Source organism: Aeromicrobium panaciterrae (assembly GCF_031457275.1).
In the GTDB taxonomy this organism is placed as follows: Bacteria; Actinomycetota; Actinomycetes; order Propionibacteriales; family Nocardioidaceae; genus Aeromicrobium; species Aeromicrobium panaciterrae_A.
The window spans coordinates 2,735,529-2,754,901 of record NZ_JAVDWH010000001.1 but is presented as its reverse complement, the minus strand read 5'-3'; the positions used below and the strand labels follow the sequence as shown (position 1 = coordinate 2,754,901).

The 19,373-nt window shown below is 65.1% G+C and carries 19 protein-coding genes; 11 read left to right on the top strand and 8 right to left on the bottom strand.

What is annotated here, in order from left to right:
- Positions 1-3 precede the first annotated feature (3 nt).
- The 3 genes from J2X11_RS14105 to J2X11_RS14095 are packed head-to-tail and all read right to left on the bottom strand — an operon-like array spanning position 4 to position 3,574.
- Entirely contained in the window at positions 4-1,146 is a 1,143-nt protein-coding gene (locus tag J2X11_RS14105; RefSeq protein ID WP_309972137.1) for an NADH-quinone oxidoreductase subunit D, read from the bottom strand.
- Positions 1,143-2,645 (bottom strand): polysaccharide pyruvyl transferase family protein, encoded by a 1,503-nt coding sequence (locus J2X11_RS14100; protein ID WP_309972135.1) that lies wholly within the window; start codon positions 2,643-2,645, stop codon positions 1,143-1,145. The genes J2X11_RS14105 and J2X11_RS14100 overlap by 4 nt, the downstream gene beginning before the upstream one ends.
- On the bottom strand, positions 2,642-3,574 hold the full coding sequence (locus tag J2X11_RS14095; RefSeq protein WP_309972133.1) for an SAM-dependent methyltransferase: 933 nt from the start codon (positions 3,572-3,574) through the stop codon (positions 2,642-2,644). The genes J2X11_RS14100 and J2X11_RS14095 overlap by 4 nt, the downstream gene beginning before the upstream one ends.
- 41 nt (positions 3,575-3,615) lie before the next feature.
- On the opposite strand from J2X11_RS14095, the gene J2X11_RS14090 reads away from it, so the two are divergent.
- The 7 genes from J2X11_RS14090 (at position 3,616) to J2X11_RS14060 (ending at position 11,286) form a co-directional block, all read left to right on the top strand.
- The gene (locus tag J2X11_RS14090; RefSeq protein ID WP_309972131.1) at positions 3,616-4,038 is read left to right on the top strand and encodes a hypothetical protein; all 423 of its coding nucleotides are present in this window, start codon (positions 3,616-3,618) and stop codon (positions 4,036-4,038) included.
- Positions 4,039-4,145: 107 nt separating this feature from the next.
- Positions 4,146-5,048, top strand: coding sequence for a Rossmann-like and DUF2520 domain-containing protein (locus tag J2X11_RS14085; RefSeq protein WP_309972129.1), 903 nt, complete (start codon positions 4,146-4,148; stop codon positions 5,046-5,048).
- A 2-nt stretch (positions 5,049-5,050) separates the two neighbouring features.
- Positions 5,051-5,896, top strand: coding sequence for a pantoate--beta-alanine ligase (gene panC, locus J2X11_RS14080; protein WP_309972128.1), 846 nt, complete (start codon positions 5,051-5,053; stop codon positions 5,894-5,896).
- 2 nt (positions 5,897-5,898) lie between these two features.
- Entirely contained in the window at positions 5,899-6,333 is a 435-nt protein-coding gene (gene panD / locus J2X11_RS14075) for an aspartate 1-decarboxylase (protein ID WP_309972126.1), read from the top strand.
- Positions 6,333-7,109 carry a type III pantothenate kinase gene (locus J2X11_RS14070; protein WP_309972124.1) on the top strand — a complete coding sequence of 259 codons (777 nt, stop codon included), beginning with the start codon at positions 6,333-6,335 and terminating at the stop codon, positions 7,107-7,109. The genes panD and J2X11_RS14070 overlap by 1 nt, the downstream gene beginning before the upstream one ends.
- Positions 7,110-7,184: 75 nt before the next feature.
- Positions 7,185-8,642: a lysine--tRNA ligase gene (lysS, locus tag J2X11_RS14065; RefSeq protein WP_309972389.1), complete on the top strand. Its 1,458-nt coding sequence runs from the start codon at positions 7,185-7,187 to the stop codon at positions 8,640-8,642.
- Positions 8,643-8,775: 133 nt separating this feature from the next.
- A complete protein-coding gene (locus tag J2X11_RS14060; RefSeq protein ID WP_309972122.1) occupies positions 8,776-11,286 on the top strand; it encodes an ATP-dependent Clp protease ATP-binding subunit in 2,511 nt (836 codons plus the stop codon).
- A 39-nt stretch (positions 11,287-11,325) separates the two neighbouring features.
- On the opposite strand, the gene J2X11_RS14055 is transcribed toward J2X11_RS14060, so the two are convergent.
- Positions 11,326-12,213, bottom strand: a complete 888-nt coding sequence (locus J2X11_RS14055) for an A/G-specific adenine glycosylase (RefSeq protein WP_309972120.1) — start codon at positions 12,211-12,213, stop codon at positions 11,326-11,328.
- Between the two features lie 46 nt (positions 12,214-12,259).
- Here J2X11_RS14055 and J2X11_RS14050 point away from each other — a divergent pair, with 46 nt between their 5' ends.
- On the top strand, positions 12,260-12,934 hold the full coding sequence (locus tag J2X11_RS14050) for a hypothetical protein (protein WP_309972118.1): 675 nt from the start codon (positions 12,260-12,262) through the stop codon (positions 12,932-12,934).
- A gap of 1 nt (position 12,935) precedes the next feature.
- On the opposite strand, the gene disA is transcribed toward J2X11_RS14050, so the two are convergent.
- The 4 genes from disA to J2X11_RS14030 form a co-directional block, all read right to left on the bottom strand.
- Positions 12,936-14,036, bottom strand: a complete 1,101-nt coding sequence (disA, locus tag J2X11_RS14045) for a DNA integrity scanning diadenylate cyclase DisA (RefSeq protein ID WP_309972116.1) — start codon at positions 14,034-14,036, stop codon at positions 12,936-12,938.
- Between the two features lie 46 nt (positions 14,037-14,082).
- Entirely contained in the window at positions 14,083-15,459 is a 1,377-nt protein-coding gene (gene radA, locus J2X11_RS14040; RefSeq protein WP_309972114.1) for a DNA repair protein RadA, read from the bottom strand.
- Positions 15,460-15,486: 27 nt separating this feature from the next.
- Positions 15,487-16,125 carry a VOC family protein gene (locus tag J2X11_RS14035; protein WP_309972112.1) on the bottom strand — a complete coding sequence of 213 codons (639 nt, stop codon included), beginning with the start codon at positions 16,123-16,125 and terminating at the stop codon, positions 15,487-15,489.
- Between the two features lie 80 nt (positions 16,126-16,205).
- Entirely contained in the window at positions 16,206-16,943 is a 738-nt protein-coding gene (locus tag J2X11_RS14030; protein WP_309972110.1) for a hypothetical protein, read from the bottom strand.
- Positions 16,944-16,997: 54 nt separating this feature from the next.
- Here J2X11_RS14030 and J2X11_RS14025 point away from each other — a divergent pair, with 54 nt between their 5' ends.
- Genes J2X11_RS14025 through J2X11_RS14015 form a run of 3 tightly spaced genes read left to right on the top strand, consistent with a single transcriptional unit; the run spans position 16,998 to position 19,372 of the window.
- Positions 16,998-17,909: a Ppx/GppA family phosphatase gene (locus J2X11_RS14025; RefSeq protein WP_309972108.1), complete on the top strand. Its 912-nt coding sequence runs from the start codon at positions 16,998-17,000 to the stop codon at positions 17,907-17,909.
- 24 nt (positions 17,910-17,933) lie between these two features.
- Positions 17,934-18,728, top strand: a complete 795-nt coding sequence (locus J2X11_RS14020; RefSeq protein WP_309972106.1) for a sugar phosphate isomerase/epimerase family protein — start codon at positions 17,934-17,936, stop codon at positions 18,726-18,728.
- Positions 18,725-19,372, top strand: coding sequence for a LysE family translocator (locus J2X11_RS14015; RefSeq protein WP_309972104.1), 648 nt, complete (start codon positions 18,725-18,727; stop codon positions 19,370-19,372). Before J2X11_RS14020 ends, J2X11_RS14015 begins: the two co-directional genes overlap by 4 nt.
- The last annotated feature ends 1 nt before the right edge of the window (position 19,373 follow it).

Below are 19,373 nucleotides of genomic sequence, written 5' to 3'. Positions count from 1 at the left end.
GACCTATTTGTCGATGTCGCCGACGACGAAGAACATCGAACCGAGGATCGCGACAAGGTCGGCGACCACACACCCCTGGACGATCTCGGGGAGCACGGCCACGTTGTTGAACGACGCGGTGCGGAGCTTGAGTCGCCATGGTGTCTTCTCGCCGCGTGACACCAGGTAGTAGCCGTTGAGGCCAAGCGGGTTCTCGGTCCACACGTACGTCGAACCTTCGGGTGCCTTGAGAATCTTGGGCAGCCGTACGTTGACCGGCCCGGGCTCAAGTTCGGCGAGGCGGGCCAGGCAGGCATCGGCGAGGTCGAGGGCAACCTTGGTCTGGTCAAGCAGTACGGCGAAGCGGGCGAAGCAGTCGCCGTCGGTTCGCACCGGAACGCGAAGCGTGTCCTGGAGCTCGCCGTATGCGAGGTAGGGCTCGTCGCGACGCAGGTCGAAGTCGAGACCTGATGCGCGGGCGATCGGTCCGGATACGCCGTAAGCCTCGACGAGCTGCTTGGAGAGAACGCCAACGCCCTTGGTGCGGGCGCCGAAGATCTCGTTGCCGAACACCAGATCCTCGATCTGCTGCAAGCGGCTTCGTACGGTCGAGATCGCGGTGGAGGCGCGACCGGTCCAGCCTGCCGGGAGGTCTTCCTTCAGTCCGCCGACGCGGTTGAACATGTAGTGCATGCGGCCGCCGGAGACTTCCTCCATGATTTCCTGGATCGTTTCGCGCTCGCGGAAGGCGTAGAAGATCGGCGTGATGCCGCCGAGCTCCAGCGGGTAGGAGCCGAGGAACATCAGGTGGTTGAGCACGCGGTTGAGCTCGGCGAGGAGCGTGCGAATCCACGTCGCGCGCTCGGGGACTTGCATGCCGAGCATGTCTTCGACGGCGAGTACGACGCCGAGCTCGGAGCTGAACGCGCTCAGCCAGTCGTGGCGGTTGGCCAGCACGATGATCTGGCGGTAGTCGCGCACCTCGAAGAGCTTCTCCACGCCGCGGTGCATGTAGCCGATGATCGGCTCGCAGGCCATGACGCGTTCACCGTCGAGCGTGAGGCGCAGGCGGAGTACGCCGTGCGTGGCGGGGTGCTGGGGCCCGATGTTGAGCACCATGTCGGTGGTGGCGAAGCCCGTACCAACGCTCGCGGTGACCTCTGTCATGAGCGTGAGAACAGACGCTTGAACTTGTTGAACGCCCGTTTGGTGACTCCCCAGGGAGACGTTCGCTCGAACTCCTCGACCAGCTTGATCCGTGCAGCCAGCGCGTCGATCTGCTTCTTCTGGGCGGCGATGACCGCGTTCTGTGCCGAGATCTTCTTCGACGTCGCGGCTTGGAGTCGCGCGTGCCTGCTGCCTGCACCGGACCACAGCGGGTGCGGGTACGGGTGTTGGTAAGCCTGCTTGTTGCGGGTGATGTCCTGAACGTGGTTCGTCGAGAGCCACCGCAGTCTCGCGGCGATCTCGTGTCCGTCGGAGGAAACCAGCGGCTGTACGGGCGGTGGGAACGTGGCGGAGGCGACCCGAGCGTCGAAATCGGACTGGCCCGAACCGGACTTCCAGATGTGGTCGAGACCGTTGCGATCCAGGAACGCCGTGTAGCGGTCGAAGCCCTCGGGGAGTGCCGCATTGAATTCCGTCAGATCCGTTGCGGCGTAGAGGTCGGCCGCCTTCACGTCGGTGCCGAACTCGGGCATCACGGTGAAGGGCATGCGGTGATATTCGGCGAGCTCCAGCGTGCGCGAGTCATGGGCGAGCAGCATCGCCGGAGTGCCGGCGAGCAGGGCCGCGACGTTGCCGTGGAATCGCGTTCCGTACGCGAAGTCCTGCGTGGCCAGGAAGTCGTACCAAGTCCAGGTGTCGAGGAACAGTCGGATGCGATCGCCCTGGTACATCGGGTGATCGAAGTGCACCGGAACCAGCGGGTCCTGAACCTTGGGCGACGGCGTGCCCCACAGCAGCAACCGCAGATCATGTGAGTCCTGGGCGATGTACGTCAGGTTCGGGTGGCGCTCGGCCTGGGCCACAGCGAACGCGCCGATGCCCGGCACCTCAGGGGTGAGGTTGAGAGCCAGGGGACTGTCGGCCGCGATCGCGTCGACCTTCTTGTTGACCGTGAAGTCGCGACCGTGCAGGAAGATCGACGGGCAGCCGATGATGTCGATCGAGTCGGAGGGGAAGCCGAGACTCTCGAGATAGGACTTGGTGAACTCGCCACGTACGCCGATCGAGGCCGAGCGATCGAGGACAAGACCGACGAAGCGCTTCACCGTTTCAGAGATCCCGGCGAGCGATTCGATGCCCTGACCGTGTGCGGCTTGCGCGCCGATGCCGACAACTGTGGTCGGAACGGTGACGCCCTCGAGCAGCTCGTTCAGTCGCTCAAGACGCGACTCGAAATCGGGACGAAAGGCGTTTGCGAGCGGGATGACGAAATGGTCGAACTCGTTGACGCGTGCCGCGTCGCCTTCCTCGGGCGGCATCCGCTCCGAGAGCGTGCCGTTGGAGGTGAGCTCCGCACCGTCGACCGACAGCGCCTTCCAGACCGAGTGTTGGAACAGAAAGTTGCCGCTGTTGCTGTTGAAGACGTCCTGCGTGAGAGTCGCCTCGGCCAGTACTGGCGTGAACGGGTCCTTGCCAGACCTGATCAGCAAACGCGTCATGCGGTCAGTGTTCCATGACCGCGGGTGTCTGTAATGAGCCACCAGAAGTCACCGAGCCCGCTTTTTGCGACAAGCTCGCCAGCCTCGCCAGCTGCGGCGAGAGCGTTGAGGTAAGCCGTGGGATCTGTCGTCGCGAGTTCGAGTGGCGGCCTGCCCGCGTCGAGCCCGAGTTTGCCGAGGGCTTCGCGCTGCGTACGGATGGTCGCGCCGACAGCTGTGGCGACTGAATCGACGGCGACGTGGGCGGTGACATCACGCGTGCCATCTGGGATCACCTCGGTCTCGCGGCCGCTCACGTATGAGCGCAGGCTGCCGTACGGAGGTCGGTCGTCACGGGTGTGTCCGTAGTCGATCGCAATGGCGGTTCCACTGACACGGGCGACCGCATTGGCCCATGCGCCATCGCGGGTTTCGCCGATCTCCGCGCGTTCGCCGGGCTCCGCGATCGGCCACCACTCGCGGAGCCACGCAGAATCAACTTCGCTGCCCAACGTTTCTTCGCCGGACTCGGGGTCGACCAGCACTTCGCGTACGACACCGGATTCATCGACTTCGACGACGTCACACGGGATGTTGTCGAGCCATTCGTTGGCGATAAGCAACCCGTCGATGCGATCGGGCAGCTCAGGAAGCCAGCCAATCGACGGTGGGAGATTCGTCGGGCGGTCGGCGATCTCGACGCCGATGAGCTCGACGCCATCACCGAGGAGCGCGTGCAACGCGGTCAACATCTCGCCACCGCCGGCCGCGAGGTCTACGACCGTGGCAGATCCCTCGCGACGTACAAGCTCGCTGATCGACGTCGCGAAGAGTCCGAGGTGCGCGCTCGTCCTGAAATGGTCGATAGGTCGGCCGGTGCGATAGAACCCCTCGTCGGCGTACAGCGCAGCCGTCCACGCTTCCCGCCAGGAAGGGTGCGGGGAGTTCATTGCTCCACCTTACGAACAGTGGCCGGTGGCATGATGCCGACATGAATGCTGACGTGTTCGGACTTCTGCTCGGCGTCGCGCTTGGCGTGGCCTCGATCTACCTCGTTCGTCGGATCAACGGCGAGCCGTGGATGTATGCCTACGCGTTGCTCACGCTGCCGATCATCTACGTCATGTTCGCTCTGGCAGACGGTTACGGGGAGGTCGCCGGCAAGGAACTCCTAGTGGGGTTGCCCTGGATCATCGCCGGCATCGCGTTGCTGTGGTTCAAGGTCCCCTACGCGACCGTGATCGTTGGGGCCTTCTGGCTGCTGCACGCCGTCTATGACGTCGTCCATGACGATTTGTTCACCAATCCGGGCGTCCCGGACTGGTATCCGCTCGCCTGCCTGGGTGTGGATGGTGTCATTGGCGGCTATCTGCTGTGGCTCGGTCTGCGGGAGAAGCGCCCCACGGCGGTGTGATCGACGGCATAGGGCCGAAACAGTGCGGACGTCGCTGAGGCGGACGTAGACTAAGAGTGTCAATTTGTCTGGTACCCACCGTGGACTGGAACGAAAGGCAAAAGCGCATGATGCGTCCAACTTTGGGCGTGATCGGAGCCGGCAAGGTCGGCGCCGTTCTCGCTTCTCGCTTCCGCACCGCCGGCTACCCCGTCATGGGCGCCACCGGTCGTACGGACACCACTCTGCTCCGAATCAACACGATGCTGCCGGGCGTCGACGTACTCACGCCCGCTGAAGTCGCTGCTGCCAGCGACGTCATCCTGATTGCCGTTCCCGACGACAGCCTCATCGCCGTTGCCGAAGAGCTCGCCGCATCCGGTGCGGTTCGCCCCGGCCAGTACGTCCTGCACACCAGCGGTCGCCACGGCACGGATGCCCTCGCTTCGCTGACGCGTCTCGGCGCTCGCGCCATCGCGTTCCACCCGGCCATGACGTTCACCGGCACTTCGGTCGACTTCGAGCGCACTTGCGTCTTCGGTCTGACTGCCGCTGACGCTGATCGCCCGTTCGCCGAGGAGCTCGTCGCTGCTCTCGGCGGCACCCCGATGTGGGTCGCCGAGACCGACCGCGCGCTCTATCACGCAGCGCTCGCGCATGGCGCCAACCACCTGGGCACGCTGGTTGCCCAGTCGATGGACCTGCTGCGTCAGGCCGGCGCGACCGATCCCGCCGCCGTTCTTCGTCCGCTGCTCTCGGCTTCGCTCGAGAACGTCCTCGCCTACGGCGATGCGGCGCTCACAGGCCCTGTCGTACGCGGCGACATCACCACGATCCGTGCTCACATCGACGCGCTCGCGGCTGCGGGTGTCGACGATGCAACCGTCGACGCTTACCTCGAGCTCGCTCGCGCAACAGCCAGTCGCGCCGAGGCCGATGGCCGTATCGCTCCCGCCACCGCGGGCAGCATCCGCTCAGTCCTCGATGAAGCCGACTGGGACACCATGGCGCAGATCGCGGCAGGCATCTGACCATGTCCATCACGATCGCGCGGACACGCGCTGAGCTCGCCGCTGCTGTCGGCGACGCGACGGTCGCGTTTGTACCCACGATGGGCGCCCTGCACGACGGCCACGTCCAGCTGCTCAAGCACGCCCGCCCGCTCGGTGAAGTGCTCGTCGCCTCGATCTTCGTCAATCCGACTCAGTTCGCGCCGGGGGAGGACTTCGAGGACTACCCGCGTACGTTCGACGCTGATCTCGAGCGTTGTGCCGAAGCTGGCGTCGACGTCGTCTTCGCGCCAGCCGTCGAGACGATGTACCCGTCAGGCTTCGACACCACGATCACCGTCGACCCGGGCCCGCTCGGCTCGATCCTCGAAGGCGCCGCCCGCCCGACCCACTTCCGTGGCGTCCTGACGGTCGTCGCCAAGCTGTTCGGTCTCGTACGTCCCGACGTCGCCGTGTTCGGCGAGAAGGACTACCAGCAGCTCACGCTCATCCGTCAGATGTCGCGTGAGCTCGCCCTCGATGTCGAGATCGTCGGCTGCCCGACCGTTCGCGAGGCCGATGGCCTGGCCATGAGCTCGCGCAACATCTACCTGACCGCCGACGATCGCGTACGCGCTGCTGCCGTTTCAGCGGCCCTTCGCGCTGGCGTTGCCGCTGGACCCGAAGGTGCTGACGCCGTACTGGACGCCGCACACGCCGTACTTGATGCCGCCGGCATCACCCCTGACTACCTCGTCCTGACCAACCCCGAGCTCGGAGACCCCGAGCCCGGCCAGGAAGCTCGCCTGCTCGTCGCTGCCCGCGTCGGCAAGCCGCGCCTTCTGGATAACTGTGCATTAACTATTGGCGCAACAAAGCTAGGGAGCTGACCATGCTGCGGACCATGATGACCTCGAAGATCCACCGTGCGACGGTGACGCAGGCTGACCTGCACTACGTCGGCTCAGTCACGGTCGATCAGGACCTGCTCGACGCAGCCAACCTGCTGCCGGGCGAGATGGTGCACATCGTCGACATCGACAACGGTGCACGACTGGTGACCTACACGATCGCCGGCGAACGCGGCAGTGGCGTGATCGGCATCAACGGTGCCGCCGCCCGTCTGGTGCACGAAGGTGACCTCGTCATCCTCATCGCCTATGGACAGATGGAAGACGCCGAGGCGCGCGAGTTCGAGCCGAGCGTCGTGTTCGTCGACTCCGAGAACAAGATCATCGGCACGGGCAGCGATCCCGCCGAAGCGCTTCCGGGCACTGGCCTGATCCGCGGTGACATCGTCGACAACCCGCTGTTCGCCACGGTCTAATGTCTCTTCTCTGCCTCGACGTCAGCAACAGTCATACGACGATTGGTGCGTTTGACGGCGAAGAGCTGATCGCTCATTGGCAGGTGTCGTCTGACGAGCGCCGTACCGCCGATGAGTGGGAGTTGTTGATCAGCGGGCTGGTTGCCAACAGCGACGTCAAGCGGGTCGAAGCGGTCAGCATGTGCTGCACCGTCCCGTCGATCCTGGTCGAGCTTCGTGGACTGCAGGACCGCTATTACGCCGACATGCCTGTGGCGATCGTCGGCCCGGGCGTCAAGACCGGCGTACCGATTCACACCGACAATCCGCGCGAGGTCGGCGCTGACCGCATCGTCAACGCGCTCGCCGCGGCCGAGCTGTACGGCGGCCCGGCGATCGTCGTCGATCTCAACGGCACCGCCACGATCTTCGATGTCGTCGACGACGCCAACCGCTACATCGGTGGCGCCATCGCCCCGGGTGTCGAGCTGGCGCAGGAAGGTCTGGCTCGCCGCGGCGCCCAGCTTCGCAGTGTCGAGCTCGCGCTACCGCGCGACGTCATCGGCAAGAACACCGTCGAAGCGATCCAGTCCGGCCTCGTCTTCGGCTTCGCTGGTCTGGTCGACGGCATGGTTGAGCGCATCATCGATTCGCTGGGTGCCGACCCCGACCACGTCACCGTGATCGCGACGGGCTCGTACCCCGAAGCCGTTCTGGACCAGTGCAGCTCGATCACAACGCGCGATCCGTGGCTGACCCTGACCGGCCTGCGCCTCATCCACGAAAAGAATCAGTGACGCAGGCCGATAGGCTTGCTCCTCGTGAACGACGCCACCCCGACACCTCCGGCTGAGGACGACCTCCCCGAGCAGATGCTTGTGCGCCGCAACAAGCGCCAGCAGCTGCTCGACGCCGGTGAAGACCCTTATCCCGTCGTCGTCGATCGCACCCACACTCTCAAGCAGATCGTCAGCACGTACGACGCCGAAGGTCTCGGCGCAGACGTGCAGACTGGCGACATTGCGTCGATCACGGGCCGCGTCATCTTCCTCCGCAATACAGGCAAGCTCTGCTTCGTACGGCTCCGCGAAGGCGACGGCACCGAGCTGCAGGCCATGCTCTCGCTCGACCTGGTCGGCGAGGAACGCCTCGCCGCGTTCAAGTCGCACGTCGACATCGGTGACCACCTCGCAGTGACCGGCGAGATCATCACCAGCCGCCGCGGTGAACTTTCCGTACAGGCCACGACCTGGCAGATCGCTGCCAAGACGGTGCGCCCGCTGCCCAACGAGCACAACCCGCTGTCGGACGAGGCGCGTAGCCGTATGCGTTACGTCGACCTGATCGTCCGTCCCGAGGCTCGCGAGAACGTACGCGTGAAGGCCAAGGTCCTGCAGTCCTTGCGGGCCACGCTCGATGAGCGCGAGTACGTCGAGGTCGACACCCCCACCCTCCAGCACACCAACGGCGGCGCTGCCGCGCGGCCTTTCGCGACGCACACCAACGCGTTCGACGAGGACATGCTGCTGCGCATCGCGATCGAGCTGCATCTCAAGCGCGCGCTCGTCGGTGGCGTCGACCGGGTCTACGAGATCGGCAAGACGTTCCGCAACGAGGGCGTCGACAACAGCCACAACCCCGAGTTCATGATGCTCGAGGCCTATGAGGCATACGGCTCCTACGACACCATGGCTGAGCTGACCCGTGACCTCGTGGTCAACGCAGCGCGCGCAGTTGGCCGCACGGTCGTACCGGGTCGCGATGGCACCGAGATCGACCTCGAAGCCGATTGGCGTCGCGCTTCGATCCATGAGCTCGTCTCTGAAGCCACAGGCACCGAGGTCGACAACGACACCTCGGAAGCCGACCTCAAGGCGCTCGCCGCCAAGCACGAAGTCGCGCTGCAGGACCACTGGGGCGCCGGCGAGATCGTGCTCGAGCTGTTCGAGAAGCTCGTCGAGCACACGCTGATCCAGCCGACCTTCGTCTGTGACTACCCCGAGGCCGTACGTCCGTTGGCCAAGAAGCACCGAACCAAGCCGGGTCTCGTCGAGGCTTGGGACCTGGTCATCAACGGCGTCGAGTTGGCTCCTGCCTACTCCGAGCTCAACGACCCGGTCATCCAGCGCGAACGGCTCGAGGAGCAGTCGCGACTCGCTGCGGCCGGCGATCCCGAGGCGATGGACATCGACGAAGACTTCCTACGGGCTCTCGAGTTCGGCATGCCGCCCGCTGGCGGTATGGGTCTCGGCGTCGACCGCCTCGTCATGTTGCTGCTCGGAATTGGCATCCGCGAAGCCATTCTGTTCCCGCTCAGCCGCGCCGAGTAGGCCCATTCTGCCGACAGCGAACGTCGGAACACCGGCCTCGTGGTGACGGTTGAGTGACTATATGGACATTCGGCTCGCCGTTTCCCATACCCGACTAAACTGAACTGATAGTCCAGCAGAGGGGGACGCCCAAATGTTCGAAAGATTTACTGACCGTGCTCGTCGCGTGGTCGTGCTTGCCCAAGAAGAGGCACGCATGCTCAGCCACAACTACATCGGCACGGAGCACATCCTCCTCGGCCTGATCCACGAAGGTGAAGGCGTCGCCGCCAAGGCTCTCGAGAGCCTCGACATCTCGCTGGAAGCCGTACGCGGCCAGGTCGAAGACATCATCGGCCAGGGCCAGCAGGCCCCGAGTGGACACATCCCCTTCACTCCGCGCGCCAAGAAGGTCCTTGAGCTCAGCCTGCGCGAGGCACTGCAGCTCGGCCACAACTACATCGGCACGGAGCACATCCTGCTCGGCCTCATCCGCGAGGGTGAAGGCGTTGCTGCGCAGGTCCTGGTCAAGCTCGGTGCTGACCTCAACCGCGTACGCCAGCAGGTCATCCAGCTCGTCAGCGGATTCCAGGGCAAGGAAGCCGAGCAGGTCGGCGGTCAGACAGAGAGCGCACCCAGCACGTCAGCAGTTCTCGACCAGTTCGGTCGCAACCTGACGCAGGCTGCCCGCGAAGGCAAGCTCGACCCGGTCATCGGTCGCGATGACGAGGCCGAGCGCGTCATGCAGACGCTGTCGCGCCGTACCAAGAACAACCCTGTCCTCGTCGGTGAGCCCGGCGTCGGCAAGACCGCAGTCGTCGAGAGCCTCGCCCAGGACATCGTCCGCGGCGATGTCCCCGAGACGCTGCGCGACAAGCAGATCTACACACTCGACCTCGGCGCACTCGTCGCCGGCTCGCGCTACCGCGGCGATTTCGAAGAGCGCCTCAAGAAGGTCCTCAAGGAGATCCGCACTCGTGGCGACATCATCCTGTTCATCGACGAGATCCACACGCTCGTCGGTGCCGGTGCTGCCGAAGGCGCGATCGACGCTGCCAGCATCCTCAAGCCGATGTTGGCTCGTGGCGAGCTGCAGACGATCGGTGCGACGACGCTCGACGAGTACCGCAAGCACTTCGAGAAGGACGCAGCACTCAACCGCCGCTTCCAGCCGATCCTCGTCGAAGAGCCGTCCGTGCTCGACACGGTCGAGATCCTCAAGGGTCTGCGCGATCGCTACGAGGCGCACCACCGTGTCTCGATCACGGACGAGGCGCTCGTCGCCGCGGCCACGATGGGTGACCGCTACGTCTCCGACCGCTTCCTCCCGGACAAGGCAATCGACCTGATCGACGAAGCCGGAGCCCGACTGCGCATCCGCCGTATGGCAACGCCGCCGGAGCTGCGCGAGTTCGACGACAAGATCACCGACGTACGCCGCCGCAAGGAAGGCGCCATCGACGCACAGGACTTCGAGGCTGCTGCCTCCCTGCGCGACGAGGAGAAGAAGCTCATCACCGCCAAGGGCGAGCGCGAGAAGCAGTGGAAGTCGGGCGACCTCGACACCGTCGCAGTTGTCGACGAGCACCTGATCGCCGAAGTCCTCGCCAAGGCGACGGGCATCCCGGTCGGCCAGCTCAGCGAAGCTGAGTCCAGCCGCCTGCTCAACATGGAGGAAGAGCTCCACAAGCGGGTCATCGGCCAGGAAGAGGCCATCAAGGCACTGTCGCGGGCGATCCGTCGTACGCGCGCTGGCCTGAAGGACCCCAAGCGTCCAGGCGGATCGTTCATCTTCGCCGGACCTTCGGGTGTCGGCAAGACGTGGCTGTCCAAGGCGCTCGCCAACTTCCTGTTCGGCGACGAAGACTCACTCATCCAGCTCGACATGTCGGAGTACAGCGAGAAGCACACCGTCTCGCGCCTTTTTGGCTCGCCTCCCGGCTACGTCGGCTACGAAGAGGGCGGCCAGCTGACCGAAAAGGTCCGCCGCAAGCCGTTCTCCGTCGTGCTGTTCGACGAGATCGAGAAGGCTCACCCCGACATCTTCAACTCGCTGTTGCAGATCCTCGAGGAGGGCCACCTGACCGACGGTCAGGGTCGAGTCATCAACTTCAAGAACACGGTCGTCATCATGACCACCAACCTTGGTGCTCGTGAGATCTCCAAGGGCGTCAACCTCGGCTTCAGCCAGGCTGGCGACACCGCGGGTTCCTACAACAAGATGAAGGAACGCGTCTCGATCGAGCTCAAGCAGCACTTCCGTCCTGAGTTCCTCAACCGTGTCGACGAGATCATCGTCTTCCCACCGTTGACTCAGGAAGAGATCCTGCAGATGGTCGACATGATGATCGACTCGCTGGAGAAGCGCATGGCCGAGAAGGACATGAGCATCGAGCTCACGACCGAGGCCAAGGTTCTGCTGTCGACGCGAGGCTTCGACCCCGTGCTCGGAGCGCGACCGCTGCGTCGAACCGTGCAGCGCGAGATCGAAGACGTCATGGCCGAGAAGCTCCTGTACGGCGACCTGCGCGCAGGCCAGCTCGTACTGGTCGGCGTCGAGGGCGAGGGCGCAGAAGCCGTCTTCACCTTCGAAGGTCGCGCCAAGGCTGAGCTCGAGCTGACCGAGGTTACGACGCCTCCGGCAGTTGAAGCCGCAGCCGAGTAAGGTTCCGAACGAAAGCCCCCGCTCCGGTGGGGGCTTTCGTCATTCCGGAAGTCGGTAGAGGTCGTCTTCGAGCGGCTCGACCAATCCGTCGGCGACCAATCCGTCGAGTGCGCGCTCGCGCTGCAACTCATCGGTCCAGACCAGGTCGAGCTGGGTCTTCGGCACTGGGACGGGCGAGTCGCGCAGGACCGCCATGAGTCGCCCGCGACACTGGCGATCGGTACCGGCCCAGGCCTGACCACTGCGTGGAGGCCCGTCGTACGCCGGGTAGCCCTCCTTACGCCAGCGGCAGCTGCACAGATCAGCGACCGGGCATTCGGAGCAGATCGGCGCGCGTGCAGTACAGATCAGTGCACCGAGCTCCATCGTGGCGGCGGCCCAGCGATGGGCGTTGTGCTCAGGCATGAGGGAGGTTGCCAGCTCGCGTTCGGCCGATGTGAGCGACGTCGCGGGGAACTGCTGACCTGCGGCGATGCGGGCGAATACCCGTCGAACGTTCGTATCGAGCACGACGTGACGCTGTCCGTACGCGAAGGACGCGACTGCTGCTGCTGTGTATTCGCCGATGCCTGGCAGAGCCAGTAGCGCCTCGTGAGATTTGGGAACCTCGCCGCCGTGCTGCTCGACGATCGCTGTTGCGGCGGCGTGAAGACGGAGGGCGCGACGCGGATAGCCGAGGCGGCCCCACGCGCGTACGGCCTCTCCCGTTGACGCCTTCGAGAGGTCGGCGGGTGTCGGCCAGCGCTCGATCCAGGCCTCATACACCGGCAGAACTCGAGACACCGGCGTCTGCTGAAGCATGAACTCCGAGACCATGACAGCCCAGGGTGACGCGTTACGGCGCCAGGGGAGATCGCGGCTGTTCGCATCGAACCAGCTGATGATGCTGTCGTGCAGCTCGGCGGTGTCGGCGGTGTCGGCGATCATGGCGAGTCGATCCTCGCATGAAGCCCCAGCGCATTAGTTTGAGACTGTGAGCCAGAAGCGGTTGCCTGCCGAGATCTATTGGCGCCGTCGACTCCTGTTCCTGGCTCTCGTCATTGCGCTGATCTGGATCGGTACGAAGGTCCTCGGCGGTGGGGGCGATCCCAAGGCGAAGCCGGAGCCGACGGCAACGTCGACCGCGACGGCCACCTCGATTCCTGCCCCGACCGAAGGTGCCCTGACGGTCAAGCTCACGAGTGCCACCCGCAGCTGTGATGCGGAGAAGATCCGCGTGACGCCGACTGTGAAGCCCGGTCAGCTGACAAAGGGTCCTGTCGAGGTCGGACTGGTCGTCAGCTCGACCGAAGATACTGCGTGCACGCTGACTCCCGCCGCTGCGGATCTGCTCGTGGTGATCAGTGCCAACAAGGTTGCTGTCTGGGACTCGACGGTCTGCAAGACGTCGCTCCTCACGGATCCGGTTGCGATCTCACCCGGATGGGCGACCCTTGCTGAGGCGAGCTGGTCAGGCCGCGGCTCGGGCAACAAGTGCTCGGTCAAGGAAGGTTTCGCGACGCCTGGCACCTACACGATCCAGGCGGGGACCCTCGGCGGCGAACCCGGCAAGACCACATTCACGCTCAACCCCAAGCCCAAGCCAAAGCCAACCGAAACCAAGACAACGCCCAAGCCCAAGGGCACGACGAAGCCGGCTGACGAATAGATCAGACGTAGCGCTCGAGGATGCTGGACTCCGCCAGGCGGGAGAGGCCCTCGCGTACGCCGCGGGCGCGCAGGTCGCCGACGCCTTCGACAATCTGCAGATCCTCCATGCTCGCGGCGAGCAACCTCTGCAGTGAGCCGAAGTGCTCGATGAGCCCGTCGACGACGGTCGACGGAAGGCGGGGGATGCGAGCCAGCAGTCGGTAGCCCCTCGGTGAGACCGGGCTGTCGAGCGTGTCGACCGAACCGATCCGCAGCGCCTGAGCGACGGTGCCGAGGTCGACGAGGTCAGGCGACGGGATGTCAGCGAGCGCCCCGAGGACGGCTTCGGTCGTACGTGCACGTCGACCGGTCGGCATGTAGTCGCGGATGATCAGCTCACGTTCGGCGTCAACGCCACCGATGAGTTCTTCGAGCTGCAGCGCAAGCAATCGTCCGTCGGTACCGAGCTCAAGAACGTAGGTGTCGATCTCGCCGGCGATGCGGCTGACCATCTCGAGTCGCTGGGCGACAGCCGCGACATCGCGAACGGTGACAAGATCCTCGATCTCCAGCGCCGACAACGCGTCGGACACTTCATCGAGGCGGTTGCGGTAGCGCTCGAGGGTCTGAAGGGCCTGGTTGGCGCGGCCGAGCACGGCGGCGGTTTCTTCGAGAACCCGGCGAAGGTCGTCCTGGTAGAGCGCGATGATGTGCATCGACGCTGAAACCGAGATGACCGGGACACTGGTCTGTCGGGCTACGCGGTCCGCGGTGCGGTGACGGGTGCCGGACTCCTCGGTGAAGATCGACGGGTCAGGCATCAGGTGCACGCCAGCCATCAGGATGCGGCTCGCATCCTTGTCGAGGATGATCGCGCCGTCCATCTTGGCGAGCTCGCGGAGGCCGGTTGCGGTGAACGGGACATCGAGACGGAACCCGCCGGTCGAGATCGCTTCGATCTGGCGATCGTGGCCGACGACGATCAGCGCGCCGGTGCGGCCGCGAAGGATTCGCTCTAGACCCTCGCGCAATACGGTTCCGGGCGCGACAGAAGCCAAAGTCGCACGAAGCCGTGCCGCTGAGTCGGGCTTTTCTACGCCACGATCTGCAGGAGTAACCATCTGGCTCTTCACCCCCTCACCTGAGTCGCCCACAGTCTAGAGGTTGTTAGTAGGGAGGAGGCGAATCGAGACACGCCACGGCTTCAGCGATGGTCTGCACCGCGCTGATGGTCATGGCGCCCTTGAAGTCGTCGATGCCCTCAGATCCAGCGGGCACGACGGCACGTTTGAACCCAATGCGTTCGGCCTCGCGCAGGCGAACTTTGAGGTTGCTGACCTTGCGGACCTCGCCTGCAAGACCGACCTCGCCGAAGGCCACCAGGTCGGGCGGTGCAGCCTTGCCGCTGTGAGCGGAGGCCGTGGCGATGGCAACTGCGAGGTCGACTGATGGATCGGTCAGCCGCGCGCCACCGACGGTTGCGGTGTAGACGTCGTGCTTGGACAAGTCGACGCGGCAATGCTTCGTCAAGACGGCGAGGATCATCGCGACGCGGGAAGAGTCGAGGCCGCTCGACGTACGTCGTGGGGACGGGTTGGGCGTCTCGACGCTCAGCGCCTGCACCTCGGCAAGCAGGGGTCGCCGGCCCTCCATCGTGACCGTGACGCACGTGCCGGGCACCGGAGTCTCGTGCCGGGACAGGAACAGGCCGGTCGGATCGGGCACTTCGACGATGCCGTCGTCGACCAGGTCGAAACAGCCGATCTCGTCGACCGGACCGAAGCGGTTCTTCACGGCCCGCAGCAGTCGAAGGCGCGAACTGCGGTCGCCCTCGAACTGCAGCACGACGTCAACCAGGTGCTCGAGGACTCGAGGTCCTGCGACCGATCCGTCCTTGGTGACGTGGCCAACGAGGAGGGTGGCGATGTTCTCGGACTTGGCGCGCTGGATCACCGCGGACGCCACCTCGCGTACTTGCGTGACACCTCCCGGCACTCCGTCGATATCGGCCGAGCCGATCGTCTGCACCGAGTCGACAATCAGTAGTCCGGGCTTGACGGTCTCGACGTGGGTGAGGAGCGCGCCGAGGTCGGTCTCGGCGGCGAGGTAGAGGAGGTCGTGAACGGCGCCCGTACGTTCGGCCCGAAGCCGAACCTGGGCAGCCGACTCCTCGCCAGACACATAAAGGGTGCGCCTGCCAGCGCGTGCCCAGCGGGCGGCAACTTCCAGGAGCAGGGTCGACTTGCCGACGCCAGGCTCTCCGGCGAGCAGGAGCACAGCGCCCGGAACGACGCCGCCGCCGAGGACGCGATCGAGCTCACCGATGCCGGACGTCTCAGAACGTGCTGACTCGATCGTGACCTGGCTGATCGGGATGGCTGGTGAGGCGACTGGAGCAGCTTGCGTGCGGCCCGTACGAGCGGGAGCAGCGATGTCGACAGTGCCCCAGGCTTGGCATTCGCCGCAGCGGCCAACCCATTTGCCGGTGGTCCAGCCGCAGTCGGCGCAACGGTAGCCGGGCCGTGCGGTCTTGGTGGTCGCCATGGCGGTCAGCCTAGGCGGGGGGTCGGACTAAATTCGGACGTCGCCGTGAGGTGTGGAGAACGTTGCGGCCATGATGCCGGGAAGCCCGTGCGGGGCTGTCCAGTTGACCTCGATCTCCTCGAGAGCGTCGATCACGGGCTCGCCGAGCCAGTCCGACAGGCGCTGGGGTGAGCCAGCGATGTCGAGCGACGTCAGGCTGATCTCGGAGCCAGCCATCTGTGACGGGTGCTCGGAGGGGTCGATGTCCCAGCACGTGACGTAAGGGAGTTGGGGATCGGCGCGCATGCTGCTGGTGCCGATCTGGCGCCACTCGAGGTTGAAACCGTCGGGACGACGGCGGTTGCCGGGCACAGCGTGCCGGCCGATGCGGTGCTCGACCTCAGTCATGTCGTCGACCGAGACACACCATGCCATCCAGCCACCGCCGGCATCAGAGCGCTCACGTACGGCCTGCCCGAAAGCGGCCTTGTCGGAGGCGGGGTGGTCGAGTACCTCGACAACTTCGAGGTATTGGCGGTTCTTGAGCGGCAGGATCATGTTGCGCGTGCCGAACCGTGGGTGCGCGCCGCCGTCAATGAACGTGGCACCGAGCAGCTTGCCGAGCGAGGCCGTCGTGCCTGCGAGGCCGTCAGCGCCGACGGCGAAGGAGACGTGATCGAGGTGCATACAGCATTGTTGCCTGACAGGGGAGCCCGCTGATTCGGGGGGTTACCAAAATGCGTGCAGAAGCCGTGGTGTAGTGCGGATCACAGGCTGGCGCGGTGTGGGTTCGGAGCCCCCGCAGCCTCATGCGCTTCGCACTGGTTGACCAGTTCGGCGTAGCCAGCCTCACCCATGAGCTCGGTCAGCTCGTCCCGGTTGGAGACGTACACCGGCTCCATGCCGACATGCGCCTCAGTGTTGGACGAGCAGTACCAGTCGAGGTCCGCTCCGCCCGGGCCCCAACCTGCGCGGGTGTATTCGCCGATCTGCACTTCGGTGTACGTCGAGCCGTCTCCGCGATCGACGTCGCGGAACTGACGGCGCAGCGGCAACTGCCAACAGACGTCGGGTTTGGTGGTGTGTGGCTTGATGCCCTCGTCGAGCGCGTAGCCATGGAGCGCGCAGCCGTAGCCGCCCTCGAATTCGCGGGAGTTGTGGAAGATGCAGGCACCTTCGTACGCCCGGGTCTTGAGCTCGCCCTCGTCGTCCTTCTCGGTCCAGCCTCGTGCGTGACCCTCGGCGTGGTTCTCCCACTGCGCTGGAGTCAGCTTCTCCATGACGACCTCGACACGCTTGGCGTCTTCATCGTCGGCGAAATGAGCGCCGAGAGTGCAGCAGCCCGCCTCGGGGCTGGTCTCGTAGATGCCGGGGCAGCCCGACCCGAAGATGCAGGTCCAGCGCGACGTCAGCCAGGTGAGATCACAGCGGAACACCTCCGTCTCGTCGGACGGATTGGTGAACTCGACATACGTACGGGGAAACCCGAGCTCGACTTCTGGCACCACGCCAGCGTAGTGCTGCCCGTCAAGACACCTGGCAGTGAGAGAATGACGGGTATGCGCATGGGCGTGCTCGACATTGGGTCCAACACGGGCCACCTCCTCATCGTTGATGCATTTCGTGGAGGCCCGCCCGTACCGGCTCACTCCTACAAGGAGCCCCTACGGCTGACGGATCACCTCGATTCCGACGGAGCGATCTCCGACGACGGCGTTGCCCGGCTCAGCAAGTACATGGTCGAAGCCAAGGCGGAGGCCGAAGACAAAGGCTGCACGCAGATTCTCGCGTTCGCGACCTCCGCCGTACGCGACGCGGTCAATGCCGACGACGTCATCACTCAGGTCAACCAGGCGAGCGGGCTTGAGCTTGAAGTGCTCGCTGGCGACGACGAGGCGCGGCTGACCTTCCTCGCGGCGCGTCGCTGGTTCGGCTGGTCGTCGGGTCGCCTTGGTGTGTTTGACATCGGAGGAGGGTCGCTCGAGATGGCGGCCGGTTCCGACGAGAGTCCCGACGTCGCCAGCTCCGTACCCCTTGGCGCAGGTCGCCTCACCCGCGAATGGCTCAATGCGGGCAAGAGTGGGGCGGACCTCCGACTTCACGTCCGTTCCGCGATTGCCGATGAGGCCGGCGCGCTTCTACGCGGTGGCTCGTTCGACCGTGCCGTGGCAACCAGCAAGATGTTCCGATCCCTCGCCCGCATGTGCGGCGCAGCGCCTTCAAGTGACGGCCAGTACGTACGCCGATCGCTGCGTCGCGACGATCTGTCACCGCTCGTTGAGCAGCTCGCGACGATGCGTCCCGACGACGTCGCGTCATTGCCTGGAGTCTCCGTTGACCGGGCTGATCAGATGTACGCAGGCGCGATCGTCGCCGCGGCAACGATGGACCTGTTCGATCTCGCCGAGCTCGAGATCTGCCCATGGGCGCTGCGCGAGGGCGTACTCCTGGAGCATCTCGACCAGTTGTAGGCACATCGGCCTAGTCTTGGTCTCGTGTCCGAAGCCATCCGCGTCTCGATGTCGACCTCCTCGGTTTATCCGGGGTCCACGTCGAGCGGATTTGAGGCGGCGGCGCGGCTCGGTTATGACGGGGTCGAGGTCATGGTCGGCATCGACGAAGTCAGTGCTGACATCACCGCGATCAAAGCGCTGAGCTCGTTCCACGAGATCCCGGTGGTCTCGGTCCACGCGCCATGCCTGCTCGTTACTCAGCGCGTATGGGGCAGCGATCCCTGGGGCAAGCTCGACCGCAGCGCTGACATGGCGCACGAGGTTGGTGCCAAGGTGATCGTCGTGCACCCGCCGTTCCGGTGGCAGCGTGACTACGCCCGCAGCTTCGTCGAGGGCATCGCCGACATGGAGAAGAAGCACGGCATCACATACGCCGTCGAGAACATGTACCCGTGGCGCACCGGCAAGCGCGAGTTCCAGGCGTACGCTCCGGGCTGGGATCCGGTCGAGCAGGACTACGCGCACGTGACGGTCGACCTGTCGCACAGCTCCACTGCGGGTCAGGATCCCGTGAAGATGGCCGAGGACCTCGGCGATCGGCTCGCCCACGTACACATCACCGACGGATCCGGGTCGCTGAAGGACGAACACCTCGTGCCCGGTCGCGGAACCCAACCCTGTGAGGCATTCCTCGCGACCGTCGCTGCCTCGAACTTCGGCGGTGAGATCGTGGTCGAGATCAACACCCGCAAGGCCGCCGACCAGCAGGCCCGCGAAGCCGACTTGCTCGAGGCCATGGCGTTCACCCGTCTCCACGCAGCGCGGGTGGCGACGTGATCACGGCTGATCAGATTCTGGCCTTCGGACTTGCGGCGCTCATCCTCATTGCGATCCCCGGTCCAAGCGTGGTGTTCGTGATCGGGCGCGCGCTTTCCTACGGCCGCGGGATCGCGCTTGCAACGGTCGCCGGCAACTCACTCGGTCTGCTCGCAATCGTCGTCCTCGTTGCGCTTGGTCTTGGCGTGATCGTCCAGGAGTCAGTCCTGGTGTTCACGATCCTCAAGTTCGCCGGAGCTGCCTACCTCGTATGGCTTGGCGTTCAGGCGATCCGGCACCGCAAGGGCTTCGACGTCAGCGATGCCGGTACGGGAGTCGCTCCGGCGTTGTCGACGGCCAAGGCGATCAGGCAGGGATTCATCGTCGGGTTCTCGAACCCGAAGGCGTTCATGATCCTGGGAGCAGTGCTGCCGCAGTTCGTGGATCGCGGGGCCGGCCACGTACAGGTGCAGATGCTCCTGCTCGGACTGCTGGCGTTCAGCATCGGCGTCGTGTCCGACAGCCTGTGGGCCGTCATCGCCAGCCAGTTGCGCTCGTGGTTCAACGCATCGCCCAAGCGCGGCGAGGCGATGGGCGCCATCGGTGGCACCTCGATGATCGGGCTTGGCATCGGTCTCGCAGTGACGGGCAACAACCACCGCTAGC

What these genes read in the sequence shown, in the direction of transcription:
- J2X11_RS14105 (WP_309972137.1), bottom strand. Translation starts at nt 1,146, where the DNA reads ATGACAGAGGTCACCGCGAGCGTTGGTACGGGCTTCGCCACCACCGAC.
- J2X11_RS14100 (WP_309972135.1), bottom strand. Translation starts at nt 2,645, where the DNA reads ATGACGCGTTTGCTGATCAGGTCTGGCAAGGACCCGTTCACGCCAGTA.
- J2X11_RS14095 (WP_309972133.1), bottom strand. Translation starts at nt 3,574, where the DNA reads ATGAACTCCCCGCACCCTTCCTGGCGGGAAGCGTGGACGGCTGCGCTG.
- J2X11_RS14090 (WP_309972131.1), top strand. Translation starts at nt 3,616, where the DNA reads ATGAATGCTGACGTGTTCGGACTTCTGCTCGGCGTCGCGCTTGGCGTG.
- J2X11_RS14085 (WP_309972129.1), top strand. Translation starts at nt 4,146, where the DNA reads ATGATGCGTCCAACTTTGGGCGTGATCGGAGCCGGCAAGGTCGGCGCC.
- panC (WP_309972128.1), top strand. Translation starts at nt 5,051, where the DNA reads ATGTCCATCACGATCGCGCGGACACGCGCTGAGCTCGCCGCTGCTGTC.
- panD (WP_309972126.1), top strand. Translation starts at nt 5,899, where the DNA reads ATGCTGCGGACCATGATGACCTCGAAGATCCACCGTGCGACGGTGACG.
- J2X11_RS14070 (WP_309972124.1), top strand. Translation starts at nt 6,333, where the DNA reads ATGTCTCTTCTCTGCCTCGACGTCAGCAACAGTCATACGACGATTGGT.
- lysS (WP_309972389.1), top strand. Translation starts at nt 7,185, where the DNA reads ATGCTTGTGCGCCGCAACAAGCGCCAGCAGCTGCTCGACGCCGGTGAA.
- J2X11_RS14060 (WP_309972122.1), top strand. Translation starts at nt 8,776, where the DNA reads ATGTTCGAAAGATTTACTGACCGTGCTCGTCGCGTGGTCGTGCTTGCC.
- J2X11_RS14055 (WP_309972120.1), bottom strand. Translation starts at nt 12,213, where the DNA reads ATGATCGCCGACACCGCCGACACCGCCGAGCTGCACGACAGCATCATC.
- disA (WP_309972116.1), bottom strand. Translation starts at nt 14,036, where the DNA reads ATGGTTACTCCTGCAGATCGTGGCGTAGAAAAGCCCGACTCAGCGGCA.
- radA (WP_309972114.1), bottom strand. Translation starts at nt 15,459, where the DNA reads ATGGCGACCACCAAGACCGCACGGCCCGGCTACCGTTGCGCCGACTGC.
- J2X11_RS14035 (WP_309972112.1), bottom strand. Translation starts at nt 16,125, where the DNA reads ATGCACCTCGATCACGTCTCCTTCGCCGTCGGCGCTGACGGCCTCGCA.
- J2X11_RS14025 (WP_309972108.1), top strand. Translation starts at nt 16,998, where the DNA reads ATGCGCATGGGCGTGCTCGACATTGGGTCCAACACGGGCCACCTCCTC.